Source organism: Mycobacterium paraseoulense (assembly GCF_010731655.1).
Taxonomy (GTDB): domain Bacteria; phylum Actinomycetota; class Actinomycetes; order Mycobacteriales; family Mycobacteriaceae; genus Mycobacterium; species Mycobacterium paraseoulense.
Genome location: NZ_AP022619.1, coordinates 5,924,616 through 5,951,101 on the forward strand (window position 1 = coordinate 5,924,616; position 26,486 = coordinate 5,951,101).

A 26,486-nucleotide genomic window follows, 5' to 3' on the forward strand; every position below is an offset into this window, starting at 1 on the left:
AGCCGTAGGCTTGCGGTCGTGCAGCGGTGGCGCGGCCAAGACGAGATCCCCACGGACTGGGGCAGATGTGTGCTCACCATCGGCGTGTTCGATGGTGTGCACCGGGGCCATGCCGAACTGATCGCCCATGCGGTGAAGGCCGGGCGGGCGCGCAACGTGCCGACCGTGCTGATGACCTTCGACCCGCACCCGATGGAAGTGGTCTACCCCGGCAGCCATCCGGCACAGCTGACGACGCTGGCGCGGCGCGCCGAGCTGGTCGAGGAGATGGGCATCGACGTCTTCCTGGTGATGCCGTTCACCAGCGATTTCATGAAGCTCACCCCGGAGCGCTACGTCCACGAGCTGCTGGTGGAGCACCTGCACGTGGTGGAGGTCGTGGTGGGCGAGAACTTCACCTTCGGCAAGAAGGCGGCCGGCAACGTCGAGACCCTGCGGCGCGCCGGGGAGCGCTTCGGGTTCGCGGTGGAGTCGATGTCGCTGCTGTCCGAACACCACAGCAACGAGACGGTCACGTTCTCCTCCACCTACATCCGATCCTGCGTCGACGCCGGCGACGTGGTGACCGCCATGGAGGCGCTGGGCCGACCGCACCGCGTCGAGGGCGTCGTCGTCCGGGGCGAGGGGCGGGGCATGGAGCTGGGATTCCCCACCGCCAACGTCGCGCCGCCGATGTATTCGGCGATCCCGGCCGACGGCGTGTACGCCGCCTGGTTCACCCTGCTCGGCCACGGGCCGGTGACCGGGACCGTCGTCCCGGGCGAGCGCTACCAGGCCGCGGTGTCCGTCGGCACCAACCCGACCTTCTCCGGACGCACCCGCACCGTCGAGGCCTTCGTCCTGGACACGACCGCCGATCTCTACGGCCAGTATGTGGCGTTGGACTTCGTCGCGCGCATCCGCGGACAGCGCAAGTTCGACTCGGTGCAGGCCCTGATCGAGGCGATGGGCAACGACACCGACCGGGCCCGCACGATGCTCTCGGCGCAGGGCTGATTTCGCCGCGGTTCAGGACGCGACCAGGTCGTCGATCTGGTTGAAGTACGTCGTGCGGCTTCCGGGCGTGAGGCTGTGGTCGACGACGGTCGCCGGATGCGACGGCGGTCCCCACACCTTCTCCAGTTGACGCGGGCCGGCTTAGACCCGCCAGATCCGCTGCACCGGCGCGGCGAACTCGGCGGTGATGGTCAGCGTCAGGTTCTCGGGATCGTGTTGGACGTCGGTGACGGGCAAGGTTCAGTCCCCTTCGGTTCGATCGGATGCGATGAGCTCGTCGACGCGCGCGATGCGACCGCGCCAGAGGAGTTCCAGCTCGCCCAGCATGGAAGCGACCGACCGCACGGCCGTCACGTCCCCGCTGGCCAACTGCTCGCGACCGCTGCGCCGTTTGGTTATCAGTCCGGCCTTCTCGAGCACGGCGACGTGCTTCTGCACCGCCGCAAAGCTCATCTCGTACTTGCCCGCCAGCGTGGACACCGAGTGTTCCCCGGCCAGCGTCCGGCGCCGGCCTGCGATTTCGGCCGACGTCACCGCCGCTGATAGACTCGCCCCCCGATACGGCGTGCGCTGCAGTCCGCGGCGGCCACGGCTGACAAATTTTTCGCGGCACCGATTGATGGAGATGTTCGTGGCGCTGACCGCCGAGCAAAAGAAAGAAATCCTGGGCACCTACGGCCTGCATGACTCCGACACCGGGTCCCCGGAGGCGCAGGTCGCGCTGCTGACCAAGCGGATCGCCGACCTGACCGAGCACCTGAAGGTGCACAAGCACGATCACCACTCGCGGCGGGGACTGCTCCTGCTGGTCGGACGGCGGCGCAGGCTGCTCAAGTACGTCGCTCAGATCGACGTGGAGCGGTACCGCTCGCTGGTCGAGCGCCTGGGTCTGCGCCGCTGACCCGGGCGGGAGACCGCCAAGTGCTCCAGCCCTACTGGTGGGCCAGGTCCGCCCGTGTAGAGTGAGAGCGTTCTGGGCCGGCTCGGCCCGAGCACACGGTGCGGTCACGCAGATCCGCGTGCGCCGTTCCAGCGTGTCACTGTGCACGTCACCAGGGAGCAGCCCGGTCTGTATCGGGCGGTCTTCGGTAGTGGCTGCCGGGCTCTCCGCATCCGGGGCAGGTCGGCCGCTTCGATCGACGGCCGTAGCCGCATTCAGACTCTTTCCTCTCCTTAGGAAGCTCCCCGGTCACCTGCCCGTGACGACGCAAAAAAGCTGAATACCCAGAGAGGCCGTACGGACACCTATGTCTGTCGCTGAAATTGAAGAAGGCGTGTTCGAGGCAACCGCCACCATCGACAACGGGAGCTTCGGCACCCGCACCATCCGTTTCGAGACCGGCCGGCTGGCCCAGCAGGCCGCCGGCGCCGTCGTCGCCTACCTCGACGACGAGAACATGCTGTTGTCGGCGACCACCGCCAGCAAGAGCCCCAAGGAGCACTTCGACTTCTTCCCGCTGACCATCGACGTCGAGGAGCGGATGTACGCCGCGGGCCGCATCCCGGGTTCGTTCTTCCGCCGCGAGGGCCGGCCCTCCACCGACGCCATCCTGACCTGCCGGCTCATCGACCGCCCGCTGCGGCCGTCGTTTGTCAGCGGCCTGCGCAACGAGATCCAGGTCGTCGTGACGATCCTGAGCCTGGACCCCAACGACCTGTACGACGTGCTGGCCATCAACGCCGCGTCGGCGTCCACCCAGATCTCCGGGCTGCCGTTCTCCGGCCCCGTCGGGGGCGTGCGGGTCGCGCTGATCGACGGCACCTGGGTCGCGTTCCCCACGGTCGAGCAGCTCGAGCGCGCCGTGTTCGACATGGTCGTGGCCGGCCGCATCGTCGGCGAACGCGACGGCAAGGCTGACGTCGCCATCATGATGGTCGAGGCCGAGGCCACCGAGAACGTCATCGAGCTGGTCGAGGGCGGCGCCCAGGCGCCGACGGAAAGCGTCGTGGCCGAGGGCCTGGAGGCGGCCAAGCCGTTCATCGCCGCGCTGTGCACCGCCCAGCAGGAGCTGGCCGACGCGGCCGCCAAGCCCACCGGCGACTACCCCGTCTTCCCCGAGTACGGCGAGGACGTCTACTACTCGGTGGCCTCGGTGGCCACCGACGAGCTGTCCAAGGCGCTGACGATCAGCGGCAAGGCCGAGCGCGACCAGCGCACCGACGAGCTCAAGGCCGAGGTGGCCCAGCGGCTCGCCGAGACCTACGAGGGCCGCGAGAAGGAGGTCAGCGCGGCGTTCCGGTCGCTGACCAAGAAGCTGGTCCGCCAGCGCATCCTCACCGACCACTTCCGCATCGACGGCCGCGGCATCACCGACATCCGCGCGCTGAGCGCCGAGGTGGCCGTGGTGCCGCGGGCGCACGGCAGCGCGCTGTTCGAGCGCGGCGAAACCCAGATCCTGGGCGTGACCACGCTGGACATGGTCAAGATGGCCCAGCAGATCGACTCGCTGGGGCCGGAAACCTCCAAGCGCTACATGCACCACTACAACTTCCCGCCGTTCTCCACCGGCGAGACCGGCCGGGTCGGCTCGCCCAAGCGGCGCGAGATCGGGCACGGAGCGCTCGCCGAGCGGGCCCTGATCCCGGTGCTGCCCAGCGTCGAGGAGTTCCCGTACGCCATCCGTCAGGTGTCCGAGGCGCTGGGCTCCAACGGCTCGACGTCGATGGGATCGGTGTGCGCGTCCACGCTCGCGCTGCTCAACGCCGGCGTGCCGCTCAAGGCGCCGGTCGCCGGCATCGCGATGGGCCTGGTCTCCGACGACGTGGACGTCGACGGCAAGTCCGAGCGGCGCTTCGTCACGCTCACCGACATCCTGGGCGCCGAGGACGCGTTCGGTGACATGGACTTCAAGTGCGCCGGCACCAAGGAGTTCGTCACCGCGCTGCAGCTGGACACCAAGCTCGACGGAATCCCGTCCCACGTGCTGGCGGGTGCGCTCGCGCAGGCCAAGGACGCGCGCCTGACCATCCTCGAGGTGATGGCCGAGGCCATCGACGAGCCCGACGAGATGAGCCCCTACGCGCCGCGGGTGACCACGATCAAGGTCCCGGTGGACAAGATCGGCGAGGTGATCGGCCCCAAGGGCAAGGTCATCAACGCCATCACCGAGGAGACCGGCGCGCAGATCTCCATCGAGGACGACGGCACCGTGTTCGTCGGCGCCACCGACGGGCCCTCGGCGCAGGCCGCGATCGACAAGATCAACGCGATCGCCAACCCGCAGCTGCCGACCGTGGGCGAGCGGTTCCTCGGAACCGTGGTCAAGACAACCGATTTCGGCGCGTTCGTGTCGCTGCTGCCGGGACGCGACGGCCTGGTCCACATCTCCAAGCTGGGCAAGGGCAAGCGCATCGCGAAGGTCGAGGACGTCGTGAACGTCGGCGACAAGCTGCGGGTCGAGATCGCCGACATCGACAAGCGCGGCAAGATCTCCCTCGTGTTGGTCGAGGAAGACGGCGCCGCCCCAGCCGACGCCCCGGCCGAGGCCGGGGCTCCGCAGGAGGCCGCGCCAGCCGATGCCGCGAGCTGACCAGGGAAGGCCAGCGGCTGACGCTGCGTTGCGGCGGGGCAAGCACACTGCCACGGCGGAATCGGACCGCCAATCCGCGCTGCGCCGCAGCACGCTTCCGGGCGGCCTGCGGGTCGTCACCGAGTACCTGCCGTCGGTGCGTTCGGCGTCCGTCGGGGTCTGGGTCGGCGTCGGATCGCGCGACGAGGGTGCCACCGTGGCGGGCGCGGCGCACTTTCTCGAGCATCTGCTGTTCAAGTCGACGCCCACCCGAAGCGCCGTGGATATCGCGCAGGCGATGGACGCCGTCGGCGGGGAGCTGAACGCCTTCACCGCCAAGGAACACACCTGCTACTACGCGCACGTCCTGGACAGCGACCTGGAGCTCGCCGTCGACCTGGTGGCCGACGTCGTGCTCAACGGTCGCTGCGCTGCCGACGACGTCGAGCTGGAACGCGACGTGGTGCTCGAAGAGATCGCGATGCGGGACGACGATCCCGAGGACGCGCTCGGGGACATGTTCCTGGGCGCGATGTTCGGCGACCACCCGGTGGGACGGCCGGTGATCGGCACCGCCCAGTCGGTGTCGTCGATGACCCGTACCCAGCTGCACTCGTTTCACGTGCGGCGCTACACGCCGGAACGCATGGTGGTCGCGGTGGCCGGCAATGTCGTCCACGACGAGGTCGTCGCGCTGGTGCGCGAGCACTTCGGGCCGCACCTGGTCCGGGGGCGCCGGCCCATCGCCCCGCGCAAGGGCGCCGGACGGGTGAGGGGACGGCCCGGTTTGACGCTGGGCAACCGGGATGCCGAGCAGACCCACGTCTCCCTGGGCGTGCGCACCCCCGGCCGTAGCTGGCGGCACCGCTGGGCGCTGTCGGTGTTGCACAGCGCGCTGGGCGGCGGCCTGAGTTCCCGGCTGTTTCAAGAGGTTCGCGAACTGCGTGGGTTGGCCTACTCGGTCTACTCGACGGTGGACATCTTTGCCGACAGCGGCGCGCTGTCCGTCTATGCCGCCTGTCAGCCCGAGCGGTTCGCCGAGGTGATGCAGGTGACCAATAACGTCCTCGAGTCGGTGGCTCGCGACGGCATCACCGAGGCGGAGTGCCGGATCGCCAAGGGGTCGTTGCGCGGCGGCCTGGTCCTCGGCCTGGAGGACTCCAGCTCCCGGATGAGCCGTCTCGGCCGCAACGAGCTGAACTACGGCGAACACCGCAGCATCGAGCAGACCCTGCGGAAGATCGACCAAGTGACCGTCGAGGAGGTCAACGCGGTGGCCCGCCGGCTGCTGACCCAGCCCTACGGCGCCGCCGTCCTGGGGCCGTATGCCTCCAAACGGTCACTGCCCCAACAACTTCGGGCGATGGTAAATTAGCTCCGTGGTACTGGGCTTTTGGGACATCATGGTGCCCATCGTGGGTGCGCCGATGGCCGGTGGACCGGGCACGCCCGAACTGGCCGCGGCGGTGTCCAACGCGGGTGGGCTCGGCTTCGTCCCGGGCGGCCACCGCAGCGCGGAGCGGTTCGCCGAGGACATCGCCGCCGCCCGCGCGGCCACCACCGGCCCGCTGGGTGTCAACCTGTTCGTCCCCCAGCCCAGCGTGGCCGACTGGATGGCGCTGGACTACTACGCCGAGGAACTCGAAGAGATCGCCGACTACTACCAGGTCGAGGTCGGCCACCCGCAATATGGCGACGACGACGACTGGGAGCGCAAGCTCGAAGTGGTGGCCGACGTGCGGCCCGAACTGGTGTCGTTCACCTTCGGCGTCCCGCCGCCCGACGTCATCCGGCGGCTGGGGGCACTGGGCCTGTTGGTCATGGTCACGGTGACGTCGGCGTACGAGGCCGGGGTGGCCGTCGCCGCCGGCGCGGACAGCCTGATCGTCCAGGGCCCGGAGGCGGGCGGGCACCGGGGCACCTTCGCGCCCGACATGGAGCCCGGCAGTGAGTCGCTGCATCACCTGATCGATCGCATCCGCCATGCGCATGACGTCCCGGTCGTCGCGGCCGGCGGACTGGGCAACGCGCGGGACGTCGCCGCCGTGCTGCACCGGGGCGCGGTGGCCGCACAGGTCGGCACCGCGCTGCTGCTCAGCGACGAAGCCGGCACCAGCACCGCGCACCGCACCGCCCTGAAGAACCCGGTCTTCGGCACCACCGTCGTCACCCGCGCCTTCTCGGGTCGCTACGCGCGTGGCCTGGAGAACAACTTCACCCGCCTGCTCGACAACGTGGCGCCCCTGGGCTACCCCGAGGTCAACCAGATGACCTCCCCGATCCGGGAGGCGGCGGCCGCGATGGAGGACCCGAACGGGATACCGCTGTGGGCCGGAACGTCGTTCAAGGAGGCCCAACCCGGGCCGGTGGCCGACATCATCGCCAGTCTGGTTGAGACCGACTAGGCCAGCAGGCTCGCCGGATCCGTGAACGGCAAGCCCAGGTCGGCGGCCACCCGTTCGGACAGGAGCCCGCCGTCGTGCGTCGAAAGACCTTTCGCCAGAGCGGGATCCGCTCGGCACGCGGCCTGCCAGCCCCGGTCGGCCAGTTCGAGCGCGTACGGCATGGTCGCGTTGGTCAGGGCCACGGTCGAGGTCTTGGGCACCGCGCTGGGCATGTTCGCCACGCAGTAGAACTGCTTATCGTGCACGGTGAACGTGGGATCGTCGTGCGTGGTCGGCCTGGAGTCCGCGAAGCAGCCGCCCTGGTCGATGGAGATGTCCACCAGTACCGCGCCCGGTTTCATCTGCGCGACAAGAGAATTCGAAACGAGTTCGGGCGCCTTAGCGCCCGGCAACAGGACCGCCCCGATGAGCAGGTCCGCGCGCGTGACGGTGCCCTCCAGCTCGTACGCCGAGGAGTAGCGGGTGCGGACCTGTCCGCCGAACTCCGCGTCCAGCAGTCGCAGCTTGTTGATGTTGACATCGAGAACCGTCACGCTCGCGCCCATGCCGCCCGCGACCCGCGCCGCGTTGTAGCCGGCCGTGCCCGCGCCGATCACCACGACGTCGGCGGGTTTGACGCCCGGGACCCCGCCCATCAGCACTCCGCGCCCGCCGTGGGTGCGCATCAGGTGGTAGGCGCCCACCTGCGCCGAGAGCCGCCCGGCTACCTCGCTCATCGGGGCCAACAACGGGAGGGTGCCATCGGCGCCCTGCACGGTCTCATACGCGATCGACGTTGTGCCGGAAGCCAATAGCGCCTCGGTGCAGGCGCGCGAGGCGGCCAGGTGCAGATAGGTGAAGAGCACCTGACTGCGCCGGAGGAGGCCGTATTCGGCCGGAATCGGCTCCTTCACCTTGAGCAGCAGGTCGGCCTCGGCCCACACCCGTTCGGCGGAGTCGGCCAGTTGGGCGCCCGCCGCCTTGAACTCCTCGTCGGGGATGGACGCTCCCGCACCGGCCCCGGCCTGCACGAGCACGTCGTGGCCGCGGCGGGTCAGTTCGGTGACTCCCGCGGGCGTGATGGCCACCCTGAACTCGTTGGTCTTGGTTTCGGTCGGTACGCCGACTCGCATGGTTGCCCCTCGCGTTGGGAAGTTCGCACTCAAGTGTGGAGAAAGTTCCGATGGGCCGCAATCGAGGTGAAACCGCGCGCGTGCTGGCTATGATCGGCCGATGACCGACCCGTGCGTAACGGCGACCGTGCAGGTCGATGCCCGCCCCGACCTGGTGTATCGACTCATCACCGACCTGCCCACGCTGGCCTCGTTCGCCGAGGAGGCGGTGGCGATGGAATGGCGCAAAGGCGGTGCCCCCCGTCGGGGGGCCGTGTTCACCGGTCACAACGCAAGCAGCAAGCGGCGCTGGCGCACCACCTGCACGGTCACCGATGCCGAACCGGGTCGCGTCTTCGCGTTCGACGTGCGGCACACCGTCGTCCCGATCGCGCGCTGGCAATACGACATCGTCGCGGCCGATGGCGGCTGCCGGGTCACCGAAAGCACCTGGGACCGCAGGCCCGGCTGGTTCCGCAAGCTCGCCGGCAAGGCCACCGGCGTTCCGGATCGCGCGGCCGCCAACGCCGAACACATCCGGCTCACCTTGCAGCGCCTCAAGCAGCGCGCCGAGTCCGAGTAGCCGGCGACCATGCGACGCGACCCCGCCGTAGCCGTCGTCGGTGCGGGAATGTCGGGGTTGTGCGTCGCGATTGCCCTGCTGCGCGCCGGGATAACCGACGTCACCCTCTACGAGAAGGCCGACGAGGTCGGCGGGACCTGGCGGGAAAACACCTACCCCGGTCTGGTCTGTGACATCCCGTCGCGGGTCTACCAGTACACGTTCGCCCGAAATCCCAACTGGTCGCACCTATTCTCGCCCGGCGGCGAGATCCAGGACTACTTCCGCGACGTCGCCGACCGCTTCGGCCTGCGCGACCGCATCCGGTTCGGCACCGAGATCTCCCACGCGCAATTCGAGGACGGCCGCTGGCGGCTGCGCACGCAGGCCGGAGCGGAGTCGACCGTCGACTTCCTGATCTGCGCCACCGGCGTGCTCCATCACCCGCGCCTGCCGTCGATCCCCGGCCTGAATGACTTCGGCGGAAACGCTTTTCACTCGGCTCGCTGGGATCATTCCGTCGAACTGCGGGGCCGGCGGATCGCGATCATCGGCAACGGTTCGACGGGAGTGCAGCTCGTCTGCGGCCTGACGGGTGCGGCGGGCCGGGTCATGCTCTTTCAGCGCACCCCGCAGTGGGTGCTGCGGCTGCCGAACCCCCGATACAGCAGGCTCACCAACATCACCCACAACAGGTTCGGCTGGCTCGACCGGTTGGCCTACCGTTGCTACAGCTTCTGCTACGACCTGTTCGCCGTCGGGCTGACCAAGCCGGGCCTGCGCCGAAAGATCATGGGAGGGCTGTGCCGCGCCAGCCTGCGCGAGGTCCGCGACCCCGAGTTGCGCCGGGCGCTGACCCCCGACTACACGCCGATGTGCAAGCGGCTGGTGATGTCCAATGGCTTCTACCGCGCCGTCCAGCGCGACGACGTCGACCTGGTGACCGCCGCCATCGACCACGTGGAGCGCCGCGGCATCGTGACCGACGACGGCGTCCTGCACGAGGCGGACGTCATCGTGCTCGCCACCGGATTCGACACCCACGCGTTCTTCCGGCCGATGCAGCTGATCGGCCGCGACGGCATCGCGGCCGACGACGTCTGGCGCGACGGTCCGCGGGCCTACCAGACCGTGGCGTTGCCGGGCTTCCCGAACTTCTTCATGATGCTGGGGCCGCACAGCCCGGTCGGCAATCTCGCGCTGACGACGGTCGCCGAATCGCAGGCCGACCACATCGTGCGATGGATTCAACGTTGGCGCGGTGGGGAGTTCGACACGGTGGAGCCCACCTGGCCCGCGACCGATAACTTCAACGCCAAGCTGCGCGCCGCGATGCCGGACACGGTGTGGACCACCGGTTGTCACAGCTGGTACCTGAACAAAGACGGGGTGCCCGAGGTGTGGCCCTTCACGCCGGCCGAACATCGCGCCATGCTGGCGAACCCCGATCTCGGACAGTACGACTTGCGCCGGCGCGTCGCCGCCGGTTGAGCCGGTAGCCCAGATGGGCGACCTTGACGCCGGGTAGCGGCTCCCAGTCCAGGGTGCGGCCGTCGACGTGAAAGCCGTTCCTCTCGTAGAAGGTCCGCGCGTGCGCGTTGCGTTCCGCGCACCATAAGACGACGTCACCCGAAGGGCATTCGGCCAGAGCCGTGGCGAGCAGGCGGCGTCCGACCCCGTGCCGTTGGCATTCCGCCGCGACGTACAGCGAGTCGAGCTCGACCTGCTCGGGGTTGGCGGGATCCGGGCCGAAGATCGTCATTCCGATGGTCCCGGAAGCGGATTCCGCGACCCACATGCTCCAGCCGCGGCGTTGCAGGATTCGCGGGTACGCCAGTATCGCCCAGCGCCGCGGTGATCCGAGAACGTCGAGGGTCGAGTCGGGCAGTATGCCGGTCCAGGACTGCCGCCAGACCGGGTAGTGCATCTCGGCGACGCGGGCGAAATCGTTCGGTCCGGCACGGCGGATCGTGACGTCACTCAAGATGTCACCCGTCATCACGGGCGGGATTGCTCCAGGTAGGCGGCCAGCGCGTTGGTCAGGCCCTGCCGGGCCAGATCCAGGTCGGCGTAGGAGCCGAGCTGGCGTTCGGACACCAGCCCGCGCATCGCGCCCGGGATCAGGGCGGCCACCTCGCGCACCCGATCCGGGTCGACGTCCAGCCCCGCGAAGGCGTTCTGGCAGGTCTCCAGCCAGCTCTTGCCCCAGGAGAACAGCTCGGCGGCGGTGCGCGGGAACAGGCGCTCCAGCTCGGCGGGGTCGCGGGGGAGCGCCGCCCGCAGGTTCTCGATCGCGCGGGAGTCCGGCGACGCCAAACCGTCGTAGAGGGTGTCGATGATGGCGCCGACCCGCTCGCGCAGGGGCGCGTCCGGCGAGATCGGCGCCGACAGCGTCGAGAACGTCGCCGCGCGCCGCTCGGCGGTGCGGTGCAACACCGCCGCCCAGAAGCCGTCGGTGTCGCCGAACTGGTATTGCACGGCTCCCCAGGTGGCGCCGATCTCCTTGGCGATGCGATTGGCCGACACCGAACCCGGGTCGCCGGACGCCAACGACTTGAGCGCGGCTTCGAGCATGCTCTCGCGCGTCGCGTTGCCACGCCGGTTGGGGCGCCGGCTCGCGGTTCCGGCCGCGCTAACCTGCCGCGTCATCGGACGAGCCTATCGCGCCCGCATTTTCATAGAGGGTACTTTGATTTGGTCTGGCCGCCCGGCCTATGATCTCTTCTCAAGGAGGGATCCCGCATGGCCAAGCCGCCGCTGTCGATGAAACCCACGGGCTGGTTCCAGGTCGCCTGGTCCGACGAGATCGATATGGGCGACGTGCACACGATGAGGTACTTCGACCGGGAGATGGTGGCGTGGCGGGCCGAGTCCGGAGAGCTCACCGTGATGGACGCCTACTGCGAACACCTCGGCGCGCACTTGGGTTACGGCGGACAGGTCGTCGGCGAGGTGCTGCAGTGCCCCTTCCACGGGTGGCAGTGGAACGGGGAGGGCCGTAACGTCCGCATTCCCTACCAGGATCGCCCCAACCGCGGCCGGCGCATCCGCACCTACCCCGTGGTCGAACGCAACGAGTCGGTCTACATCTGGCACGACGTCAGGCGCCGCGACCCCTACTTCGACGCGCCGGACGTCTTCGGCGCGTTCCGCGACGGCAGCGGCGCCGACGACTACTACCCACAGCAGCGGTTGTACCGGACGGCCTTGGAGCTGCATCCGCAGTACGTGCTCGAAAACGGCGTCGACTTCGCGCATTTCAAGTTCGTGCACAAGACGCCCATCGTGCCGGTGTTCACCCGTCACGACTTCGCCGAGCCGGTGTCGTTCGTCGACTTCACCATCACGTTCGAGGGTGACGACGGGCAGAAGATCGAAGACGTCAACAGCGGCGTCGAGGCCATCAACGGTGGACTGGGCATCGCGGTGACCAAGAGCTGGGGGATGATCGACAACCGCACCATCTCCGCGGTCACGCCGGTCGACGAGTTCACCTCCGACGTCCGGTTCATGGTCTACATCGGCCGGAACCCGGGTAAGGACCCGGCGCGCGCCGAGCTCAAGGCGGCCGAGTTCGGCCGTGAAGTGATCCGCCAGTTCGAGCAGGACATCGGGATCTGGCAACACCAGCGCTACTCTGAGCTGCCGGCGCTGGCCACCGATGAGTACGCGGGCTTCACCGCAATCCGCAAGTGGGCCAAGCAGTTCTATCAGGAAGGCTGAAGCCGAATGAACGCACCCATCCGCGTCTTCCAGGTCGCCACCGGAAACGTCGGCTCGGAGATGATCAAGCGGATCGCCACCCAGCCCGATCTCGAACTCGTTGGCGTGCACTGCTATTCGCCGGAGAAGATCGGCAAGGACGCGGGTGAGCTCGCCGGCGGGGCACCCAACGGGGTGAAGGCCACCGGCACCGTCGAGGAAATCATCGCCGCCAGGCCGGACGTGCTCACCTTCCACGGCGTGTTCCCCGACGAGGACCTCTACGTCAAGGTGCTCGAGGCGGGCATCAATGTCGTCACCACCGCCGACTGGATCACCGGCTGGCACCGCGACAAGAACCATCCGCACCCGTCGGGCAAGCCGGTGAGCCGGCTGCTGGCCGACGCCTGCGACAAAGGCGGCGCGACGTTCTACGGGACCGGGATGAACCCGGGCCTGAACCAGATACTGGGCGTGGTGTGTTCGGCCGACGTCGCCGACATCGAGAACGTCACCACCATCGAGTCCGTCGACGTCTCGTGCCACCACTCCAAGGACACCTGGATCGAGGTGGGCTACGGCCAGCCGGTCGACGACCCGGAGATCCCGGCCAAGCTGGAGAAGTACACCCGCGTCTTCGCCGACAGCGTGCTGATGATGGCCGATTGCTTCGACCTGGCGCTCGACGAGGTGAAGTTCAGCTACGAGCTGGGCGCCTGCACCAAGGACGTGGACCTGGGCTGGTACACCCTGCCCAAGGGCTCGCTGGGCGGCAACTACATCAAGTACCAGGGCATGGTGGACGGGGTTCCGCGCGTCGAGACGCACCTGGAGTGGCAGATGACCCCGCACACCGATCCGAGCTGGAACATCAAGGGCTGCTACATCACCCAGATCAAGGGCGACCCGTGCGTCTACAACAAGCACATGATCTTCCCCAAGCCCGGAGTGGACCTGTCCAACCCGGACAACTTCGCCTCCATCGGCATGACCGTCACCGGCATGCCCGCGCTGGCCGCGATCAAATCGGTGGTGGCGGCGCCGCCGGGCCTCATCACCAGCGCCGACCTACCGCTGCGCGGGTTCGCCGGCCGGTTCAAGACCTAGGTCAAGGATCCGCAAAGCGTTCCGGGTGGTGGTAGTCGTTGCTGCCCGGGCCGCGACCTAAACGCGGAGGCGGGATCCATTCGGTGCGACCGTTCGGGAGTTTCCTTGTCCGCCAGCCCTTTTCGATCAGCTTGTGATGGGGCGTGCAGGCGAAGGTGAGTCTGTCGGCGTCGGTGAGGCCGCCGGCGGCCCACTCGTCGACGTGGTGGACCTCGCACCAATAGCCCGGCGCGTCGCAACCCGGATGCGTGCAGCCGCGGTCCTTCGCGTAGAGGACGACGCGCTGGTCGGGGCTGGCGATTCGCCGCGACCGGCCCAGATAGATCGGGCGGGCCGCGTGTTCGTCGAAGACCGCCAAATAGTGGTAGGCATGGCGGGCCATCCGGATCACGTCGCGCATCGGCAGCACCGTTCCGCCGCCCGTGACCGCCCGCCCCGTGGCCGCCGTCAGCTCCTGCAGCGTGGTGGACACGATGACGGTGACCGGCAATCCGTTGTGTGAGCCCAATTTCGGGTCACCCAGCCGGCCGCGGACCAACGCGTTGAGCGCATCATGCTGGCGCTGCGCATGGCTGCGCGAGTCGCCGCTCGCGGCCCCGTCGCTGGGTTCGCCTTCGACGCAGGGCGTTTCATCATCCGGATTGCACATGCCGGGGGCCGCGAACCGGGCGAGCCAGGCGTCGAGATTGGCCCGCAGCTCCGGCGAGGCGACCAGCTTTCCGACGCTCATCCCGTCGAGGCGCTGCCCCGTCCAGGCGAAGCCGCGCTGCCGCGCGCGGTCGGCGTCGGAGAATTTCCCGTCCGGGTTGATCCGCAGCGCACACTGGTGCGCGACCTTTTCCAGCTGATCGGGACGCAACCCGACCGCCTGCCGGGCCAGGAATTCTTCGGCGGCCGCCACCGTCTCGGCTGGCACGGCGTCCGGGAGGCCGCGCACGAAACCCTGGATCACCCGCAGGTGCCCTCCGTCGAGGACGCCCTCCCGCCACGCCCGCGAGGTGGCGGGCAACTCCGGTGGCAGCTCCTGACCGGTCAGGGTCACGCGCGGCGAAAGCTGCCCGGCGTCCCGAACCCGCCGGCACGCCTCGGCGTAGCTGATCCGCAACCAGTCGCCGATCACCTTGTGGACCGGACCGCCGATATCGGCGGGATCCTCCCGCGCCAGGCCCGCGATCACGCCGTGGCTCGTCGCGACCTGACGCCGGCGCGAGGTCTCCAGGTGCTCGAGCACCCGCAGCCGAATCACCGGGCTCAGCGCGCCGAAGTTCAGCCCGCGCACGGCCTCGTCGGCCGCGTCCAACGCGTCCAGCGCGACGGCCACTTCGGGCGGAACCTCGATCGAACTCATGTTCGAACACTATCCGGCCACGCCGGCGCCGACCACCCGAAAAGCGACCGTTGTGGATAAACACCCGACTGTGGATGAACCGGCCCGGTCTAGGGTGAAGCCCATGCGGGTAGGCGTCTTGGGAGCCAAGGGCAAGGTCGGTTCGGCGATGGTGGCGGGCGTGCAGGCCGCCGAGGACCTGACCCTGTCCGCGGAGGTGGACGCCGGCGATCCACTCAGCCTGTTCACCGATTCGGACACCGAGGTGGTCATCGACTTCACCCACCCCGACGTGGTGATGGGCAATCTGGAGTTCCTGATCGGCAACGGGATTCACGCCGTCGTCGGCACCACCGGCTTCACCGCCGGCCGCCTGGAACAGGTTGAGGCCTGGCTGGCGAAAAGCCCCAACACCTCGGTGCTGATTGCACCCAACTTCGCGATCGGGGCGGTGCTGTCCATGCATTTCGCCACGCAGGCGGCGCGCTTCTTCGACTCGGTGGAGGTGATCGAGCTGCACCACCCGCACAAGGCCGACGCCCCGTCCGGAACGGCCGCGCGCACCGCCAAGCTGATCGCCGAAGCGCGAAAAGGACTGCCGCCCAATCCCGATGCCACCAGCACCAGCCTTCCCGGCGCCCGCGGTGCCGACGTGGACGGCATCCCCGTGCACTCGGTGCGGCTGGCCGGGCTGGTCGCCCACCAGGAGATCCTGTTCGGCACCGAGGGGGAGACGCTCACCATCCGCCACGACAGCCTGGATCGCACGTCGTTCGTGCCGGGCGTGTTGTTGGCGGTGCGGCGCGTCAAGGAAAGGCCCGGCCTCACCGTGGGGCTCGAGCCCCTGCTCGACCTGCGGTGAACCTCCAATGAACGCCGCCCTGCGCACCCAGCTGCTCATCGCGTTCCTGTGCGTCGCGATGCTGGCCTACTTCGTGCTGCTGGGGCGGATGGCCGTCGCGATGATCGCCTCGGACCGGGCGGCCGCCGTCGGGCTCGGGCTGGCGGTGTTGGTCATGCCCCTCATCGGGCTGTGGGCGATGGTGGCGACGCTGAGGTCCGGGTTCGCCCACCAGAAGTTGGCCCACCTGATCGCGGCGGACGGGATGGAGCTCGACACCAGCGCCCTGCCGCGGCGCGCGTCCGGCCGCATCGAGCGGGACGCCGCCGACGCGCTGTTCGCCTCCGTGCGCACCGAGGTCGAAGACCACCCCGACGACTGGCGCCGCTGGTATCGGCTGGCCCGCGCCTATGACTATGCGGGGGACCGCCGCCGGGCGCGGGAAGCCATGAAGACGGCGCTCGAATTGCAGGGCCGGTGATGAGCGAGCCGATGAGCAAGACGCTGCTGATCGTCCACCACACGCCGTCGCCGCATTGCCAGGAGATGTTCGAGGCGGTCGTGGCCGGTGCGACCGACCCCGAGATCGAGGGTGTCGAGGTGGTGCGGCGGGCGGCGCTGACGGTGTCGCCGGCCGAGATGCTGGCGGCCGACGGCTACGTGCTGGGCAGCCCCGCGAACCTGGGCTACATGAGCGGGGCGCTCAAGCACGCCTTCGACTGCGCCTACTACCAGCTGCTGGACTCGACGCGCGGACGCCCGTTCGGGCTGTACCTGCACGGCAACGAAGGCACCGAGGGCGCCGAGCGGGGCGTCATGTCGATCACCACCGGGCTGGGCTGGGCGAAAGCCGCAGAGACAGTGGTGGTTTCGGGCAAGCCGGACAAGAGCGACCTACAGGCCTGCTGGGAACTCGGCGCGACGGTGGCCGCCCAGCTGATGGTCTAGCTGTAGGTCGGCTGGAACGCCTCGGCCGGCTGGGCCAGCGCAAGCGCCGTGCTGGAGCCGAGCGGCCCGTGCCGGTCGAACAGGGTCGCGGTGCCGGTGGCCACACCCGCCGTGCCGTAATGGCTCTGGGCCGCCAGGCCGAGGAATTCACCGTCCGGCAGGCGGCTGGCGGTGACGGTGTAGTCGGCGTTGATGTAGCGCAAACCGCCGGTGCCCCAATGGGTCAGCGAGCTTGTGATGTCACCGACAAATGCCAGGCGGGTGAAGGGTGTGAGCGGGTGGCCCTGCACCATCGGGCGGAACAGCCTCGTCCACGCGAACTTCTGGGAATGGGCCTGCTCCCACTCGCCGGCCGCGATGCCCGGTGCGCCCCCGGGTGTGGCGCCGTAGCCCCAGATCAGGAACGGCATGTCCACCGGGAAGCCATCGGAGGTGACCGGAAGCGGCGGCATCTCGACCGGGCCGGACCACACCTCCCCGGAAGGATGGTCCCCTCGCCGCAGGAACAGCGCGCTGGCCCGCGCGACGATCTGCCCGTTCTGCTCCAGCGCGGCGTCGACGAGTTTGATCCGCCGGCCCTCCCGCTGCACCGAGGTCTGGATCCGCACCGGCTCGGGCGGCACCGGGCGCAACAGGTCGACCGTCAGGCGGGCGGGCTGGAGGTCGGGATCGATCCCCGAGCGCTCTATGCCGAACGCCAGCAGGCCGCCGACGTTCTGGCCCCCTAGCGCTGCGCCCCACGGTCCCCGCGTCATCGCGCCCGGCAGGTAAGAGTCGCCATCGACAGTGAAGAATGCCTCGGGCATGATGGCGGAATCCTCGATCGTCACCGCTATCACGATAGGACAGGGGGATGGCAAGGACCGGGCATGCCTGAAGTGATCGAAATCCCGCGCCGCCACAACCCGTTCCCCACCACCGGCGTGACCCGTGGCGCCGACGGCATCCCGCATTACGACGAACTCCCGGCCACCCTGCTGGACATGCTCGCCGAGCAGGTCGAGCGGCGCCCGGGCAGCGAGGCGCTGGTCGAACTCGGTGCCGGTCGGCTGACCTACCGGCAGCTGTGGGACCGCGCGGCGCGCGTCTCCGGCGGACTGCGCGCCGCCGGGCTGCGACCCGGTGACCGCGTGGCGGTGCGTTACCCCGCCGGCATCGATTGGGTGCTGGCGTTCTGGGGCACGGTGATGGCCGGCGGCGTTGCGGTGGCGGTCAATACGCGCTCGGCGCAACCGGAGGTCGATTTCGTCCTCTCCGACTCCGGGGCGGCGGTGGACCTGGGGGCCGGCGCCCCGCTGCCCGATGGACAGCCGTACGTCACCGAGCGACTCGGGCCCGCCGACGTGGCCGCGCTGTTCTACACCTCGGGCACCACCGGCCACCCCAAGGGCGTGCCGACCACCCACGAGGCCTTCCTCACCAACACGGAGAACGCGATCCGCTGTCTCGACCAGCCGCGCGACCTGGGCGAAGGCATGCGCACGCTGATCTCGGTGCCGCTGTTCCACGTGACCGGTTGCAACACGCAGCTTCTGGTCGCCGCCCGGCTGGGCGGGGCCTCGGTGATCATGCCCGCCCTCAACCTGGACGCGTTGATCGCCACGCTGAGCGCCGAGCGCATCTCCGTCATGGTCACCGTTCCCGCGGGTTACGCGTTGATGTTGCGGCACAACGCCTTCGCCAACGCCGACGTGTCCGGCGTCCGCTGGGTGGGTTACGGCGGGGCCCCGATAGCCCCGTCGTTGGTGCAGGCGGTGCAGAATGCCTTCCCCCAAGCGACGGTGTTCAACGGCTACGGGATGACCGAGACGGCATCGCTGATGACCGTGCTGCCCAGCCGCGACGCCGTCGAGCACGCCGACTCGGTCGGGTACGCCGTCCCGTCCGTCGACCTCGGCCTGGTCCGGTTCGGCGACGACGAGCCGGGCGTCGGTGAGCTGGTGGTGCGCGGCGCCAACGTGACCGCCGGGTACTGGAACCGCCCGGAGGCGACCGCGGCCACCATCGTGGACGGCTGGCTGCACACCGGTGACGTGGTACGGGTCGACGAAGCGGGCCGGGTGCACATCGTCGACCGGCTCAAGGACATCATCAACCGCGGCGGTGAGAACGTGTCCAGCGTCGAGGTGGAAGCCGTGCTGCTGGCGGCGCCCCACGTCGCGGACGCGTGCGTCCTTGCGGTTCCCGACGACGTCATGGGGGAGAAGGTCGGCGCGGTGTTGTTCGGTGGCGCCGACGAGATCGACGTGCCGGCGGTGCTCGACCACTGCCGCGAGCAGCTCGCCGACTTCAAGGTGCCGCAGTACGTCACGGTGGTCGACAAAGCGCTGCCCCGCAACGCCGGCGGCAAGCTGCTGAAGGGCGAACTCCGTGAGCAGGTGCGGTGGGGGGAGCCGCTGCGATGAGCGCGACCGTGCTGGTCGCCAATCGCGGCGAGATCGCGCTCCGAATCGTGCGCACGGCAACAGAATTGGGCATGCGAACGGTCACCGTCTACGCCGAGGACGATGCCGAGAGCCCCCACGTGCACGCCGCCGACGAGGCAATCGGCCTCGCGGGCGCCGGGCCGCGGGCCTACCTGGACCAGCCCGCGATGCTGGCCGCGGCCAAGAGCTCCGGCGCAGAGCTCATCCACCCGGGTTACGGGTTCCTCAGTGAGAACGCCGAATTCGCCCGCGCCTGCGCCGGCGCCGGGTACACGTTCGTGGGACCGGACGCCGACGCGCTCGAGCTCGTGGGCAACAAGTCCGCCGCCCGCCGCGCCGCCGTCGCCGCCGGGGTGCCGGTGTTGACCGCGACCGACGGGCCGAGCAGCATCGCCGACATCGAGGCGTTCTTTGCCGCCCACGGCGGCGCCATCATCATCAAGGCGCTCGCCGGCGGGGGCGGGCGGGGAATGCGCACGGTGCGCGGCGCCGGGGAGATCGGCGACGCCTACCGACAGTGCGCCGCGGAGGCGCAACTGGGCTTCGGCGACCCGGCGCTGTACGCCGAGGCGCTGCTCGACGGTGCGCGGCACATCGAGGTTCAGGTCGTCGCCGCCCCGGCCGGGCACCAGACCCGCGCACTCGCGCTCGGCGACCGCGACTGCAGCATCCAGCGGCGCTACCAGAAACTCGTCGAAATCGCGCCCGCCCAGGCGCTTTCCGACGGGCTGCGGCGCGACTTGCACCAGGCCGCGGCCCGGCTGTGCGCGCGGGTCGGCCTGCGCGGCCTGGCCACGGTCGAATTCCTGGTCACCGGTGAGGATTTCGTGTTCCTCGAAGTCAATCCGCGAATACAGGTGGAGCACACGGTCACCGAGGAGACGACAGGTTTCGACCTGGTGGCGATCCAGTTGGCGATCGCCGGGGGTGCCTCCTACTACCAGCTCGGGCTGCCGGCCGGTATCGCCTCCGACGGCAACGAAGTCATCGGCGAGCCCGTCGCGCATCGCGGCATCGCGATCCAGGTCCGCGTCAACATGGAGACTTTCGCCCCCGACCTGTCCGTCGTGCCCTCCGCCGGGACGCTCACCGCGTTCTCGCCGCCGAGCGGGCCGGGGATCCGCGTCGACACCCACGGCCGGGCCGGGCTGGTCGCCAACCCGCAATACGACTCACTACTGGCCAAGGTCGTCGCTCACGTGCACGGGTCGTCGCCGCGCGCGGCGGTACGCAAGGCGCGGACCGCCCTCGCCGAGTTCGGCATCGAGGGCGTCCGCACCAACGTCGAATTCCTGCGCGAGCTACTGCGTGACCCCGCCGTCGAATCCGGTTGCGTGAGCACGGGTTTCCTCGACGAGAAGCTGCCCGAGCTGGCGGCCGCGGTGGTGGTGTCGCACCAGCACGACGTCCGCGCCGCGCCGGTCGAGCTCTACCCCGGCGAGGACGTGCTGCGGGCTCAGTTGGCCGGCACCGTGGTCGAGGTGGTGCCCGAGGGGGCCGAATACCCGGCGGGCTCCCAGCTCGTCGTCCTCGAGGCGATGAAGATGCAGCATGTGCTCGCCGCGCCGGATGCGCTGCGGACCGTTCGCAGTCTGGTGACCGCCGGGCAGGTCGTCGGAACCGGCGACCCGCTGCTGGTCTTCACCCGCACGGGCACCGCCGCCGGTGGCGATTCATCAGCGGCCGCAACGGATCTCGACCGGCCGCGCGCCGACCTCGACGAGGTGCGCAGACGGCATCTGTTCACCCTGGACGAGGGGCGCGAGGCCGCGGTGGCCAAGCGGCACAGCCAAGGTCGCCGCACCGCGCGGGAGAACATCGCCGATCTGATCGATCCCGGTAGCTTCGTCGAATACGGCGCCCTGGCGATCGCCGCACAGCGCAGCCGGCGCTCGGAAGAAGACCTGATCGCCAACACGCCGGCGGACGGCCTGGTGGCGGGCCTGGCCACGATCGGAGCGGATCGTTTCGGGCGGGCCGCGGCCGAGGCGGTGGTGGTGTCCTACGACTACACCGTCCTGGCCGGCACCCAGGGCATGCGCAACCATGCCAAGACCGACCGCGCGTTCGACCTGGCCGCCCGACGGCGGCTGCCGGTGGTGCTGTTCGCCGAGGGCGGCGGTGGCAGGCCGGGCGACACCGACGTCGGCGGCGCCGCGGGGCTGGACGTGCCGACCTTCCGGATGCTGGCCGCGCTGAGCGGTCGGGTCCCGTTGATAGCGATCGTCTCCGGCCGGTGCTTCGCCGGCAACGCCGCGCTGGCCGGGGTGTGCGACGTGATCATCGCGACGCCCGACGCCAACATCGGGATGGGCGGGCCGGCCATGATCGAGGGCGGCGGGCTCGGCGTGTACCCGCCGGAGGCGATCGGGCCGATCGGCGTGCAGCGGCGCAACGGCGTCGTCGGTCTGGTCGCCCGCGACGAGGCGCACGCGGTCTCGCTGGCCAAGCGTTATCTGTCGTATTTCCAGGGCACCCTGCAGGACTGGGCGGCGCCGGATCCGCGGCTGGCCCGGCATGTGGTGCCGCAGAACCGGTTACGCGCCTATGACGTGCACCGGGCCATCGAGGCGATCGTCGACACCGGCTCGGTGCTGGAGCTGCGGCCCGACTACGGCGTCGGCATCGTCACCGCGCTGGTGCGCGTCGAGGGGGCGCCGTACGGGCTGATCGCCAACAGCACCCACCACCTCGGCGGCGCCGTCGACGCCGAGGCCGCCGACAAGGCCGGCGACTTCCTCGCCCTGTGCGAATCGTTTCGGCTGCCGGTGATCTCGCTGTGCGACACCCCCGGCTTCATGGTCGGCCCCGACGCGGAGATCCAGGCGGCGGTCCGGCGGTTCGGGCGGATGTTCGTCCTGGGCGCGCGGCTGACCGTACCGCTCGGAATGATCATCCTGCGCAAGGGATACGGGCTTGGCGCGATGGCGATGGCCGGCGGATCATTCCGCGCCCCCCAGTTCACCGTCGCCTGGCCGACCGGGGAGATCGGCGGGATGGGACTCGAAGGTGCCGTGCGGCTCGGGTTCAGCAAGGAACTGGCCGCCGAGGGTGACCCCGTCCGGCGCCAAGAGCTGTTCGACAAGCTGGTGGCGGCGGCCTACGAGCACGGCAAGGCGCTGCGGGCGGCCACCACGTTCGAGCTTGACGACGTCATCGACCCCGCCGACTCCCGGGCCTGGATTGCCAGGCTCCAGGGAGGCTGAGGGTGCGACGGTTATGCGTGGCCGGCGCCGCAGCCGACGCCGGGCAGGCAGCCCTGGCCGCCGGGTACGCCGCCGGGACCGGCGAACTGGCCACCGGAGCCGCAGCCGACGCCCGGCACGCAGCCCTGGCCGCCCGGACCGCCGCCGGGCCCGTTGAACTGGCCGCCGGAACCACAGTTGCCGTTGGCGTCGCAGCCCCCGCCGCCCGGGTCGTCCTTGAACACCACGTGCGTGGGCGCCGCGGACGGCGCAGGTGCGGGACCAACAGAATCGGTGACGGCGATCGGCGCCACCGCGATTGCCGCGGCCGCAGCCCCGCCCATCACCAGTCTTTTCGTGAGGGTTAATTTCGAGGACATGCGCTTCGCATACCACGCACGGGCAGGTGTAAACATCCATCTAGCGAAACGGGAAACCGCTGGCTATCGCGCGACGGAAGGCGCATCACGATGACCTCACTGGATCTGACCGGCCGAACCGCGATCGTCACGGGCGCCTCGCGCGGGATCGGGCTCGCGATCGCCCAGCAGCTGGCGGGCGCCGGGGCCAACGTGGTGCTCACCGCCCGCAAGCAGGAGGCCGCCGACGAGGCCGCCGCGCAGGTCGACGGCAACGCCCTCGGCGTCGGCGCGCACGCGGTCGACGAGGACGCCGCCCGGCGGTGCGTGGACCTCACATGCGAGCGTTTCGGCAGCGCCGACATCCTGATCAACAACGCGGGCACCAACCCGGCCTACGGTCCGCTGGTCGACCAGGACCACGCCCGGTTCACCAAGATCTTCGACGTCAACTTGTGGGCACCGTTGCTGTGGACCTCGCTGGTCGTCAAGGCCTGGATGGGCGAGCACGGCGGCGCGATCGTCAACACCGCCTCCATCGGCGGCCTGCACCAGTCACCGGCCATGGGGATGTACAACGCGACCAAGGCCGCGCTGATCCACGTCACCAAGCAGCTGGCCCTCGAGCTCTCACCCCGCGTTCGCGTCAACGCCATCGCCCCCGGGGTGGTGCGCACCCGGCTGGCCGAGGCGCTGTGGAAGGACCACGAGGACCCGCTCGCCTCCTCAATCGCGCTCGGTCGCATCGGGGAGCCCGCCGACGTGGCCGGCGCAGTGGCCTTCCTGGTTTCCGACGCCGCGAGCTGGATCACCGGCGAGACGATGGTCATCGACGGCGGCCTGCTGCTCGGTGCCGCCCAGGGCTTCCAGACTCGACCGCAGGGCTAGCCGTGAGCTCCGACGATCAGGGGGTCGACCTCGAGGCGCGGGTGCAGGCGCTGCTGGACGAGCACGACCCCGCCACCACCGAGCCGCGGGAATTCCTTGGCGCCCAGTACGACGCGGGCCTGGCCTGGGTGTATCTGCCGCACGGCTTCGGCGGGCTGGGCTTGCCGCGCAAGGCCCAGGAACTCGTCGACGCAAAGCTGGCCGCCGCGGGGGCGCCGGTGGGCGGCACCGCCAAGAATTTCATCGGAATGGGGATGGCGGCCCCCACCATCGCGGCCTTCGGGACCGACGAGCAGAAGCGAAAGTTCTTGCGCCCCTTGTTCACCGGTGAGCAGGTCTATTGCCAGTTGTTCAGCGAGCCCGGCGCGGGCTCGGACCTGGCCGGGTTGGCCACCCGCGCGGTGCGCGACGGGGACGACTGGATCGTCAACGGGCAGAAGGTGTGGACCTCGATGGCCCAGCACGCGCAGATGGCCATCCTGGTCGCACGCACCGACCCGACGGTGCCCAAACACTCTGGCCTGACCTACTTCCTGTGCGACATGACGCAGCCGGGCGTCGAGGTGCGGCCACTGCGCCAGATCACCGGCGAGGCGGAATTCAACGAGGTGTTCCTCACCGACGTGCGGGTGCCCGACGCGAACCGGCTCGGCCCGGTCGGCGGCGGGTGGCGGGTCGCGACCACCACGCTCAACAACGAGCGCGTCGCCATCGGCACCCGCGCCGGAACGCCGCGCGAGGGCGGCATCATCGGCAAGGTCGCCAAGGCGTGGCGGGACGAGCCCGGGCTGCGCAACCCCGCGATGCACGACGAGCTGATGAAACTGTGGGTCGACGCCGAGGTCCTTCGGCTGGCCGGTGAGCGGCTGCGGCAACAGGCCCAGGCCGGCCAGCCCGGCCCGGAAGGCGCGGGCATGAAGGTGGCCTTCGCCCGCCTCGCGCAAGCCATTTCGGGGTTCGACATCGAGCTGCACGCCGAGTCGGGGCTGCGCTACGACGACTGGACCATGCGCCGGACCGAAGTCGTCGATCTGATCGGGCGCGAGCCCGGCTATCGCTACCTACGCGCCCGCGGCAACTCGATCGAGGGCGGCACCTCGGAGATCCTGCGCAACACCATCTCCGAGCGGATCCTGGGCCTGCCGGGTGAGCATCGCGTCGACAAAGACGTCGCGTGGAAGGACCTGAACCGGTGAGCGACCTGCTCTACTCCGACACCGAAGAGGCGCTGCGGGACAGCGTCCGGCATCTGTTCGCCGACCGCTGCCCGCCCGAATCGGTGGCACACGCCTATGACCCCGAACCGCAGGACTTTTCGGGCGTTTGGCGGACGCTGGCCGCCGAGCTGGGGGTCGCCGGGCTGCTGGTTCCCGAATCCCTCGGCGGCGCGGGCGCAAGTGCGCGCGAGGCCGCGGTCGTCATGGAGGAGATCGGGCGGGCCGTCGCACCGGTGCCGTTCCTGTCCAGCGCGGTGCTGGCCACGGTCGCGCTGTTGCGTGCCGGCGACACCGAGACGGTGTCCGCGCTGGCCCACGGCGAACTGACCGCCGCGTTGGCGGTGGCGGTGTCCACCGCGCCCGGCGATCCGGTCGCGGCGGTGGCCCGCGGCGCCGACGGGCTGAGCGGATCGGTCACCAGCGTCGCCGGTGCGGCCGAGGCCGACGTCCTGGTAATACCGGTCGCCGGCCCGGACGGACTCGAGCTGCACACCGTCTCGCGCACCGCGGCCGGTGTGGAGGTGTCGCCGCTGCTGGCGCTGGACATGACGAGACCCCTTGCCGACGTGAGGTTCTCGGGCGCGGAGTCCTCGCGCGTCGGGCCGGCGGACGGACCGGTCGGCGAGGCGCTGCGTACCGGGGCCGCCCTGCTCGCGTCCGAGCAACTCGGAGTCGCCCAGTGGTGTTTTGAGACCACGCTCGATTATGCCAAGCAGCGCAAGCAATTCGGCCGTGCGATCGGCTCCTACCAGGCGATCAAACACCGGCTCGCGGACCTGTGGTTCGAGGTCGGCGCCGCGACGGCGGCCGCCCGCTACGCCGCCGACACCTGCGCCCAAGACGACGTGGGGGCACCTCCCGCTTGCGGGGGAGACGCGGCCGTCGCGGCGGCCCTGGCTCAGGCGTATTGCAGCGGCGTCGCCGTGCACGCGGCCGAGGAGTGCGTACAACTGCACGGCGGTATCGGCATGACGTGGGAGTATCCCGCGCACCTGTACCTCAAGCGGGCCAAGAGCGACCAGTTGATCTTCGGCACCGCGTACCGTCACCGCGCCCGGCTGGCCGAATTGGTGGACCTGCCGCCGAGCGGCTCAGCGCGGTAACGCGGAAGCGAAGACCTCGGTCATGGCCTGCCAGTGCCGTTCGGCCGCGGCCGGGTCGTACGGCGCATTGTCGGGAACCGCGAACCCGTGGCCCGCCGGATACCACTCGACGGTGTGTCGCACGCCGGCCGCCGTCAGCGCCTTCTCGAGCTGCTCGGCGTTCTCGCGCGTGAAGGAGGCGTCGTCCTTGGCGCCACCCACGTACACCGTGGCGCTCATCCGGTCGGCGAGCAGGTGTGGGCTGTCCGCGGTGTCGGTCACCAGGCCGCCGCCGTGGAACGACGCCGCGGCGGCGACACGCTCGGGCACCCGGCCGGCGACGATCAGCGACGTGCGCCCGCCCATGCAGTAGCCGCACACGCCGAAACGTTCACCGGACACCTCGGGCCGGGCCGCCAGGTAGTCGAAGAAGGCGGCTGCGTCGCCGGCCATCTTGTCCGGCGTGACGCTGCCGATCATGCCGAACAGCCGCCTGCGTTCCCGCTCGTCGCCGAACACGGTGGCCATGTCGAACGGTGCCCAATCGCCGCTGCGGTAGTACACGTCGGGAAGCAGCACGGTGTAGCCGTATCCGGCCAGTCTGGCCGCCATTTGCTCGAAGGTGTCGCGCACCCCGCCGGCATCGGGGTACATGACCACGCCGGGCCAAGGAACCTTGGCTTCCGGGCCGTCCGGGGTGAACAAGTGGACGGTGCAGGTTCCGTCAGCGGTGGTGATGGTGTCGATGATGTTCGGCATGGCACCCGTTTTACTCTGTGCGATCGACGGGGGATTTATTGGCGTCGACCCGCCGCGCCCGGCTTCGCCGCGCTTGCGATCG

General features: G+C 69.8%; 25 protein-coding genes and 1 pseudogene. 17 read left to right on the forward strand and 9 right to left on the reverse strand.

Annotation, left to right across the window (positions count from 1 at the left end; all coding sequences use genetic code 11):
* The first annotated feature begins 18 nt into the window (after positions 1-18).
* Positions 19-996 (forward strand): bifunctional riboflavin kinase/FAD synthetase, encoded by a 978-nt coding sequence (locus tag G6N51_RS27865; RefSeq protein ID WP_083173929.1) that lies wholly within the window; start codon positions 19-21, stop codon positions 994-996.
* A 42-nt stretch (positions 997-1,038) separates the two neighbouring features.
* On the opposite strand, the pseudogene G6N51_RS27870 reads toward G6N51_RS27865, so the two are convergent.
* Together G6N51_RS27870 and G6N51_RS27875 are read right to left on the reverse strand one after the other, a co-directional pair.
* Positions 1,039-1,233 (reverse strand): annotated as a pseudogene (locus G6N51_RS27870) (SRPBCC family protein); the annotation flags it as partial.
* 3 nt (positions 1,234-1,236) lie between these two features.
* Positions 1,237-1,530 (reverse strand): ArsR/SmtB family transcription factor, encoded by a 294-nt coding sequence (locus G6N51_RS27875; protein WP_083173928.1) that lies wholly within the window; start codon positions 1,528-1,530, stop codon positions 1,237-1,239.
* Between the two features lie 97 nt (positions 1,531-1,627).
* On the opposite strand from G6N51_RS27875, the gene rpsO reads away from it, so the two are divergent.
* From rpsO to G6N51_RS27895, 4 genes are all read left to right on the forward strand, one after another.
* Positions 1,628-1,897 carry a 30S ribosomal protein S15 gene (gene rpsO / locus G6N51_RS27880; RefSeq protein WP_067199669.1) on the forward strand — a complete coding sequence of 90 codons (270 nt, stop codon included), beginning with the start codon at positions 1,628-1,630 and terminating at the stop codon, positions 1,895-1,897.
* A 346-nt stretch (positions 1,898-2,243) separates the two neighbouring features.
* Complete coding sequence (locus tag G6N51_RS27885) at positions 2,244-4,526, forward strand: polyribonucleotide nucleotidyltransferase (RefSeq protein WP_083173927.1); 2,283 nt, start codon at positions 2,244-2,246, stop codon at positions 4,524-4,526.
* Positions 4,513-5,880 carry a M16 family metallopeptidase gene (locus G6N51_RS27890; RefSeq protein ID WP_083173926.1) on the forward strand — a complete coding sequence of 456 codons (1,368 nt, stop codon included), beginning with the start codon at positions 4,513-4,515 and terminating at the stop codon, positions 5,878-5,880. Before G6N51_RS27885 ends, G6N51_RS27890 begins: the two co-directional genes overlap by 14 nt.
* Before the next feature lie 4 nt (positions 5,881-5,884).
* A complete protein-coding gene (locus G6N51_RS27895) occupies positions 5,885-6,910 on the forward strand; it encodes a nitronate monooxygenase (protein WP_083173925.1) in 1,026 nt (341 codons plus the stop codon).
* Here G6N51_RS27895 and ald read toward each other — a convergent pair.
* Positions 6,907-8,022 carry an alanine dehydrogenase gene (ald, locus tag G6N51_RS27900; protein WP_083173924.1) on the reverse strand — a complete coding sequence of 372 codons (1,116 nt, stop codon included), beginning with the start codon at positions 8,020-8,022 and terminating at the stop codon, positions 6,907-6,909. The two genes, G6N51_RS27895 and ald, sit on opposite strands and share 4 nt — an antisense overlap.
* Positions 8,023-8,122: 100 nt before the next feature.
* On the opposite strand from ald, the gene G6N51_RS27905 reads away from it, so the two are divergent.
* Positions 8,123-8,584 carry an SRPBCC family protein gene (locus tag G6N51_RS27905; RefSeq protein ID WP_083173923.1) on the forward strand — a complete coding sequence of 154 codons (462 nt, stop codon included), beginning with the start codon at positions 8,123-8,125 and terminating at the stop codon, positions 8,582-8,584.
* Positions 8,585-8,593: 9 nt separating this feature from the next.
* Positions 8,594-10,054, forward strand: coding sequence for a flavin-containing monooxygenase (locus G6N51_RS27910; RefSeq protein ID WP_083173922.1), 1,461 nt, complete (start codon positions 8,594-8,596; stop codon positions 10,052-10,054).
* On the opposite strand, the gene G6N51_RS27915 is transcribed toward G6N51_RS27910, so the two are convergent.
* Together G6N51_RS27915 and G6N51_RS27920 are read right to left on the reverse strand one after the other, a co-directional pair.
* Complete coding sequence (locus G6N51_RS27915; RefSeq protein ID WP_083173960.1) at positions 9,972-10,490, reverse strand: GNAT family N-acetyltransferase; 519 nt, start codon at positions 10,488-10,490, stop codon at positions 9,972-9,974. The two genes, G6N51_RS27910 and G6N51_RS27915, sit on opposite strands and share 83 nt — an antisense overlap.
* A 71-nt stretch (positions 10,491-10,561) precedes the next feature.
* Positions 10,562-11,212, reverse strand: coding sequence for a TetR/AcrR family transcriptional regulator (locus G6N51_RS27920; protein WP_083173921.1), 651 nt, complete (start codon positions 11,210-11,212; stop codon positions 10,562-10,564).
* Between the two features lie 93 nt (positions 11,213-11,305).
* On the opposite strand from G6N51_RS27920, the gene G6N51_RS27925 reads away from it, so the two are divergent.
* Both G6N51_RS27925 and G6N51_RS27930 read left to right on the forward strand, forming a co-directional pair.
* Positions 11,306-12,286: a Rieske 2Fe-2S domain-containing protein gene (locus G6N51_RS27925; RefSeq protein WP_083173920.1), complete on the forward strand. Its 981-nt coding sequence runs from the start codon at positions 11,306-11,308 to the stop codon at positions 12,284-12,286.
* A 6-nt stretch (positions 12,287-12,292) separates the two neighbouring features.
* The gene (locus G6N51_RS27930; RefSeq protein ID WP_083173919.1) at positions 12,293-13,372 is read left to right on the forward strand and encodes an NAD(P)H-dependent amine dehydrogenase family protein; all 1,080 of its coding nucleotides are present in this window, start codon (positions 12,293-12,295) and stop codon (positions 13,370-13,372) included.
* A gap of 1 nt (position 13,373) precedes the next feature.
* On the opposite strand, the gene G6N51_RS27935 is transcribed toward G6N51_RS27930, so the two are convergent.
* Entirely contained in the window at positions 13,374-14,720 is a 1,347-nt protein-coding gene (locus G6N51_RS27935; RefSeq protein WP_083173918.1) for an HNH endonuclease signature motif containing protein, read from the reverse strand.
* 103 nt (positions 14,721-14,823) lie between these two features.
* Here G6N51_RS27935 and dapB point away from each other — a divergent pair, with 103 nt between their 5' ends.
* The 3 genes from dapB to G6N51_RS27950 are packed head-to-tail and all read left to right on the forward strand — an operon-like array spanning position 14,824 to position 16,488.
* Positions 14,824-15,561 carry a 4-hydroxy-tetrahydrodipicolinate reductase gene (gene dapB / locus G6N51_RS27940; RefSeq protein WP_083173959.1) on the forward strand — a complete coding sequence of 246 codons (738 nt, stop codon included), beginning with the start codon at positions 14,824-14,826 and terminating at the stop codon, positions 15,559-15,561.
* A gap of 7 nt (positions 15,562-15,568) precedes the next feature.
* Entirely contained in the window at positions 15,569-16,021 is a 453-nt protein-coding gene (locus G6N51_RS27945) for a hypothetical protein (RefSeq protein WP_083173917.1), read from the forward strand.
* The gene (locus tag G6N51_RS27950) at positions 16,021-16,488 is read left to right on the forward strand and encodes a flavodoxin family protein (RefSeq protein ID WP_174814347.1); all 468 of its coding nucleotides are present in this window, start codon (positions 16,021-16,023) and stop codon (positions 16,486-16,488) included. The genes G6N51_RS27945 and G6N51_RS27950 overlap by 1 nt, the downstream gene beginning before the upstream one ends.
* Here G6N51_RS27950 and G6N51_RS27955 read toward each other — a convergent pair.
* Complete coding sequence (locus tag G6N51_RS27955; RefSeq protein ID WP_174814348.1) at positions 16,485-17,318, reverse strand: thioesterase family protein; 834 nt, start codon at positions 17,316-17,318, stop codon at positions 16,485-16,487. The two genes, G6N51_RS27950 and G6N51_RS27955, sit on opposite strands and share 4 nt — an antisense overlap.
* Positions 17,319-17,357: 39 nt before the next feature.
* Between G6N51_RS27955 and G6N51_RS27960 the strand changes: the two genes are divergently transcribed.
* Together G6N51_RS27960 and G6N51_RS27965 are read left to right on the forward strand one after the other, a co-directional pair.
* Positions 17,358-18,893, forward strand: coding sequence for a class I adenylate-forming enzyme family protein (locus tag G6N51_RS27960; RefSeq protein ID WP_174814349.1), 1,536 nt, complete (start codon positions 17,358-17,360; stop codon positions 18,891-18,893).
* Positions 18,890-22,120 (forward strand): acetyl-CoA carboxylase family protein, encoded by a 3,231-nt coding sequence (locus G6N51_RS27965; protein ID WP_083173916.1) that lies wholly within the window; start codon positions 18,890-18,892, stop codon positions 22,118-22,120. Before G6N51_RS27960 ends, G6N51_RS27965 begins: the two co-directional genes overlap by 4 nt.
* 11 nt (positions 22,121-22,131) lie before the next feature.
* On the opposite strand, the gene G6N51_RS27970 is transcribed toward G6N51_RS27965, so the two are convergent.
* Positions 22,132-22,479, reverse strand: a complete 348-nt coding sequence (locus tag G6N51_RS27970; protein ID WP_083173915.1) for a PE-PGRS family protein — start codon at positions 22,477-22,479, stop codon at positions 22,132-22,134.
* A gap of 90 nt (positions 22,480-22,569) precedes the next feature.
* Here G6N51_RS27970 and G6N51_RS27975 point away from each other — a divergent pair, with 90 nt between their 5' ends.
* Genes G6N51_RS27975 through G6N51_RS27985 form a run of 3 tightly spaced genes read left to right on the forward strand, consistent with a single transcriptional unit; the run spans position 22,570 to position 25,666 of the window.
* Complete coding sequence (locus G6N51_RS27975; protein ID WP_083173914.1) at positions 22,570-23,346, forward strand: SDR family oxidoreductase; 777 nt, start codon at positions 22,570-22,572, stop codon at positions 23,344-23,346.
* 2 nt (positions 23,347-23,348) lie between these two features.
* A complete protein-coding gene (locus G6N51_RS27980; protein ID WP_083173913.1) occupies positions 23,349-24,542 on the forward strand; it encodes an acyl-CoA dehydrogenase family protein in 1,194 nt (397 codons plus the stop codon).
* Positions 24,539-25,666 carry an acyl-CoA dehydrogenase family protein gene (locus G6N51_RS27985; RefSeq protein ID WP_083173912.1) on the forward strand — a complete coding sequence of 376 codons (1,128 nt, stop codon included), beginning with the start codon at positions 24,539-24,541 and terminating at the stop codon, positions 25,664-25,666. Before G6N51_RS27980 ends, G6N51_RS27985 begins: the two co-directional genes overlap by 4 nt.
* Here G6N51_RS27985 and G6N51_RS27990 read toward each other — a convergent pair.
* A complete protein-coding gene (locus G6N51_RS27990; protein WP_083173911.1) occupies positions 25,655-26,404 on the reverse strand; it encodes a dienelactone hydrolase family protein in 750 nt (249 codons plus the stop codon). The two genes, G6N51_RS27985 and G6N51_RS27990, sit on opposite strands and share 12 nt — an antisense overlap.
* Between the last annotated feature and the right edge of the window lie 82 nt (positions 26,405-26,486).

Bases quoted from the DNA above. Each gene is read 5' to 3' on its own strand.
- G6N51_RS27885 (WP_083173927.1), top strand. From the start codon at position 2,244: ATGTCTGTCGCTGAAATTGAAGAAGGCGTGTTCGAGGCAACCGCCACC.
- G6N51_RS27890 (WP_083173926.1), top strand. From the start codon at position 4,513: ATGCCGCGAGCTGACCAGGGAAGGCCAGCGGCTGACGCTGCGTTGCGG.
- ald (WP_083173924.1), bottom strand. From the start codon at position 8,022: ATGCGAGTCGGCGTACCGACCGAAACCAAGACCAACGAGTTCAGGGTG.
- G6N51_RS27905 (WP_083173923.1), top strand. From the start codon at position 8,123: ATGACCGACCCGTGCGTAACGGCGACCGTGCAGGTCGATGCCCGCCCC.
- G6N51_RS27910 (WP_083173922.1), top strand. From the start codon at position 8,594: ATGCGACGCGACCCCGCCGTAGCCGTCGTCGGTGCGGGAATGTCGGGG.
- G6N51_RS27915 (WP_083173960.1), bottom strand. From the start codon at position 10,490: ATGCACTACCCGGTCTGGCGGCAGTCCTGGACCGGCATACTGCCCGAC.
- G6N51_RS27920 (WP_083173921.1), bottom strand. From the start codon at position 11,212: ATGACGCGGCAGGTTAGCGCGGCCGGAACCGCGAGCCGGCGCCCCAAC.
- G6N51_RS27925 (WP_083173920.1), top strand. From the start codon at position 11,306: ATGGCCAAGCCGCCGCTGTCGATGAAACCCACGGGCTGGTTCCAGGTC.
- G6N51_RS27930 (WP_083173919.1), top strand. From the start codon at position 12,293: ATGAACGCACCCATCCGCGTCTTCCAGGTCGCCACCGGAAACGTCGGC.
- G6N51_RS27935 (WP_083173918.1), bottom strand. From the start codon at position 14,720: ATGAGTTCGATCGAGGTTCCGCCCGAAGTGGCCGTCGCGCTGGACGCG.
- dapB (WP_083173959.1), top strand. From the start codon at position 14,824: ATGCGGGTAGGCGTCTTGGGAGCCAAGGGCAAGGTCGGTTCGGCGATG.
- G6N51_RS27945 (WP_083173917.1), top strand. From the start codon at position 15,569: ATGAACGCCGCCCTGCGCACCCAGCTGCTCATCGCGTTCCTGTGCGTC.
- G6N51_RS27950 (WP_174814347.1), top strand. From the start codon at position 16,021: ATGAGCGAGCCGATGAGCAAGACGCTGCTGATCGTCCACCACACGCCG.
- G6N51_RS27960 (WP_174814349.1), top strand. From the start codon at position 17,358: ATGCCTGAAGTGATCGAAATCCCGCGCCGCCACAACCCGTTCCCCACC.
- G6N51_RS27965 (WP_083173916.1), top strand. From the start codon at position 18,890: ATGAGCGCGACCGTGCTGGTCGCCAATCGCGGCGAGATCGCGCTCCGA.
- G6N51_RS27970 (WP_083173915.1), bottom strand. From the start codon at position 22,479: ATGTCCTCGAAATTAACCCTCACGAAAAGACTGGTGATGGGCGGGGCT.
- G6N51_RS27975 (WP_083173914.1), top strand. From the start codon at position 22,570: ATGACCTCACTGGATCTGACCGGCCGAACCGCGATCGTCACGGGCGCC.
- G6N51_RS27990 (WP_083173911.1), bottom strand. From the start codon at position 26,404: ATGCCGAACATCATCGACACCATCACCACCGCTGACGGAACCTGCACC.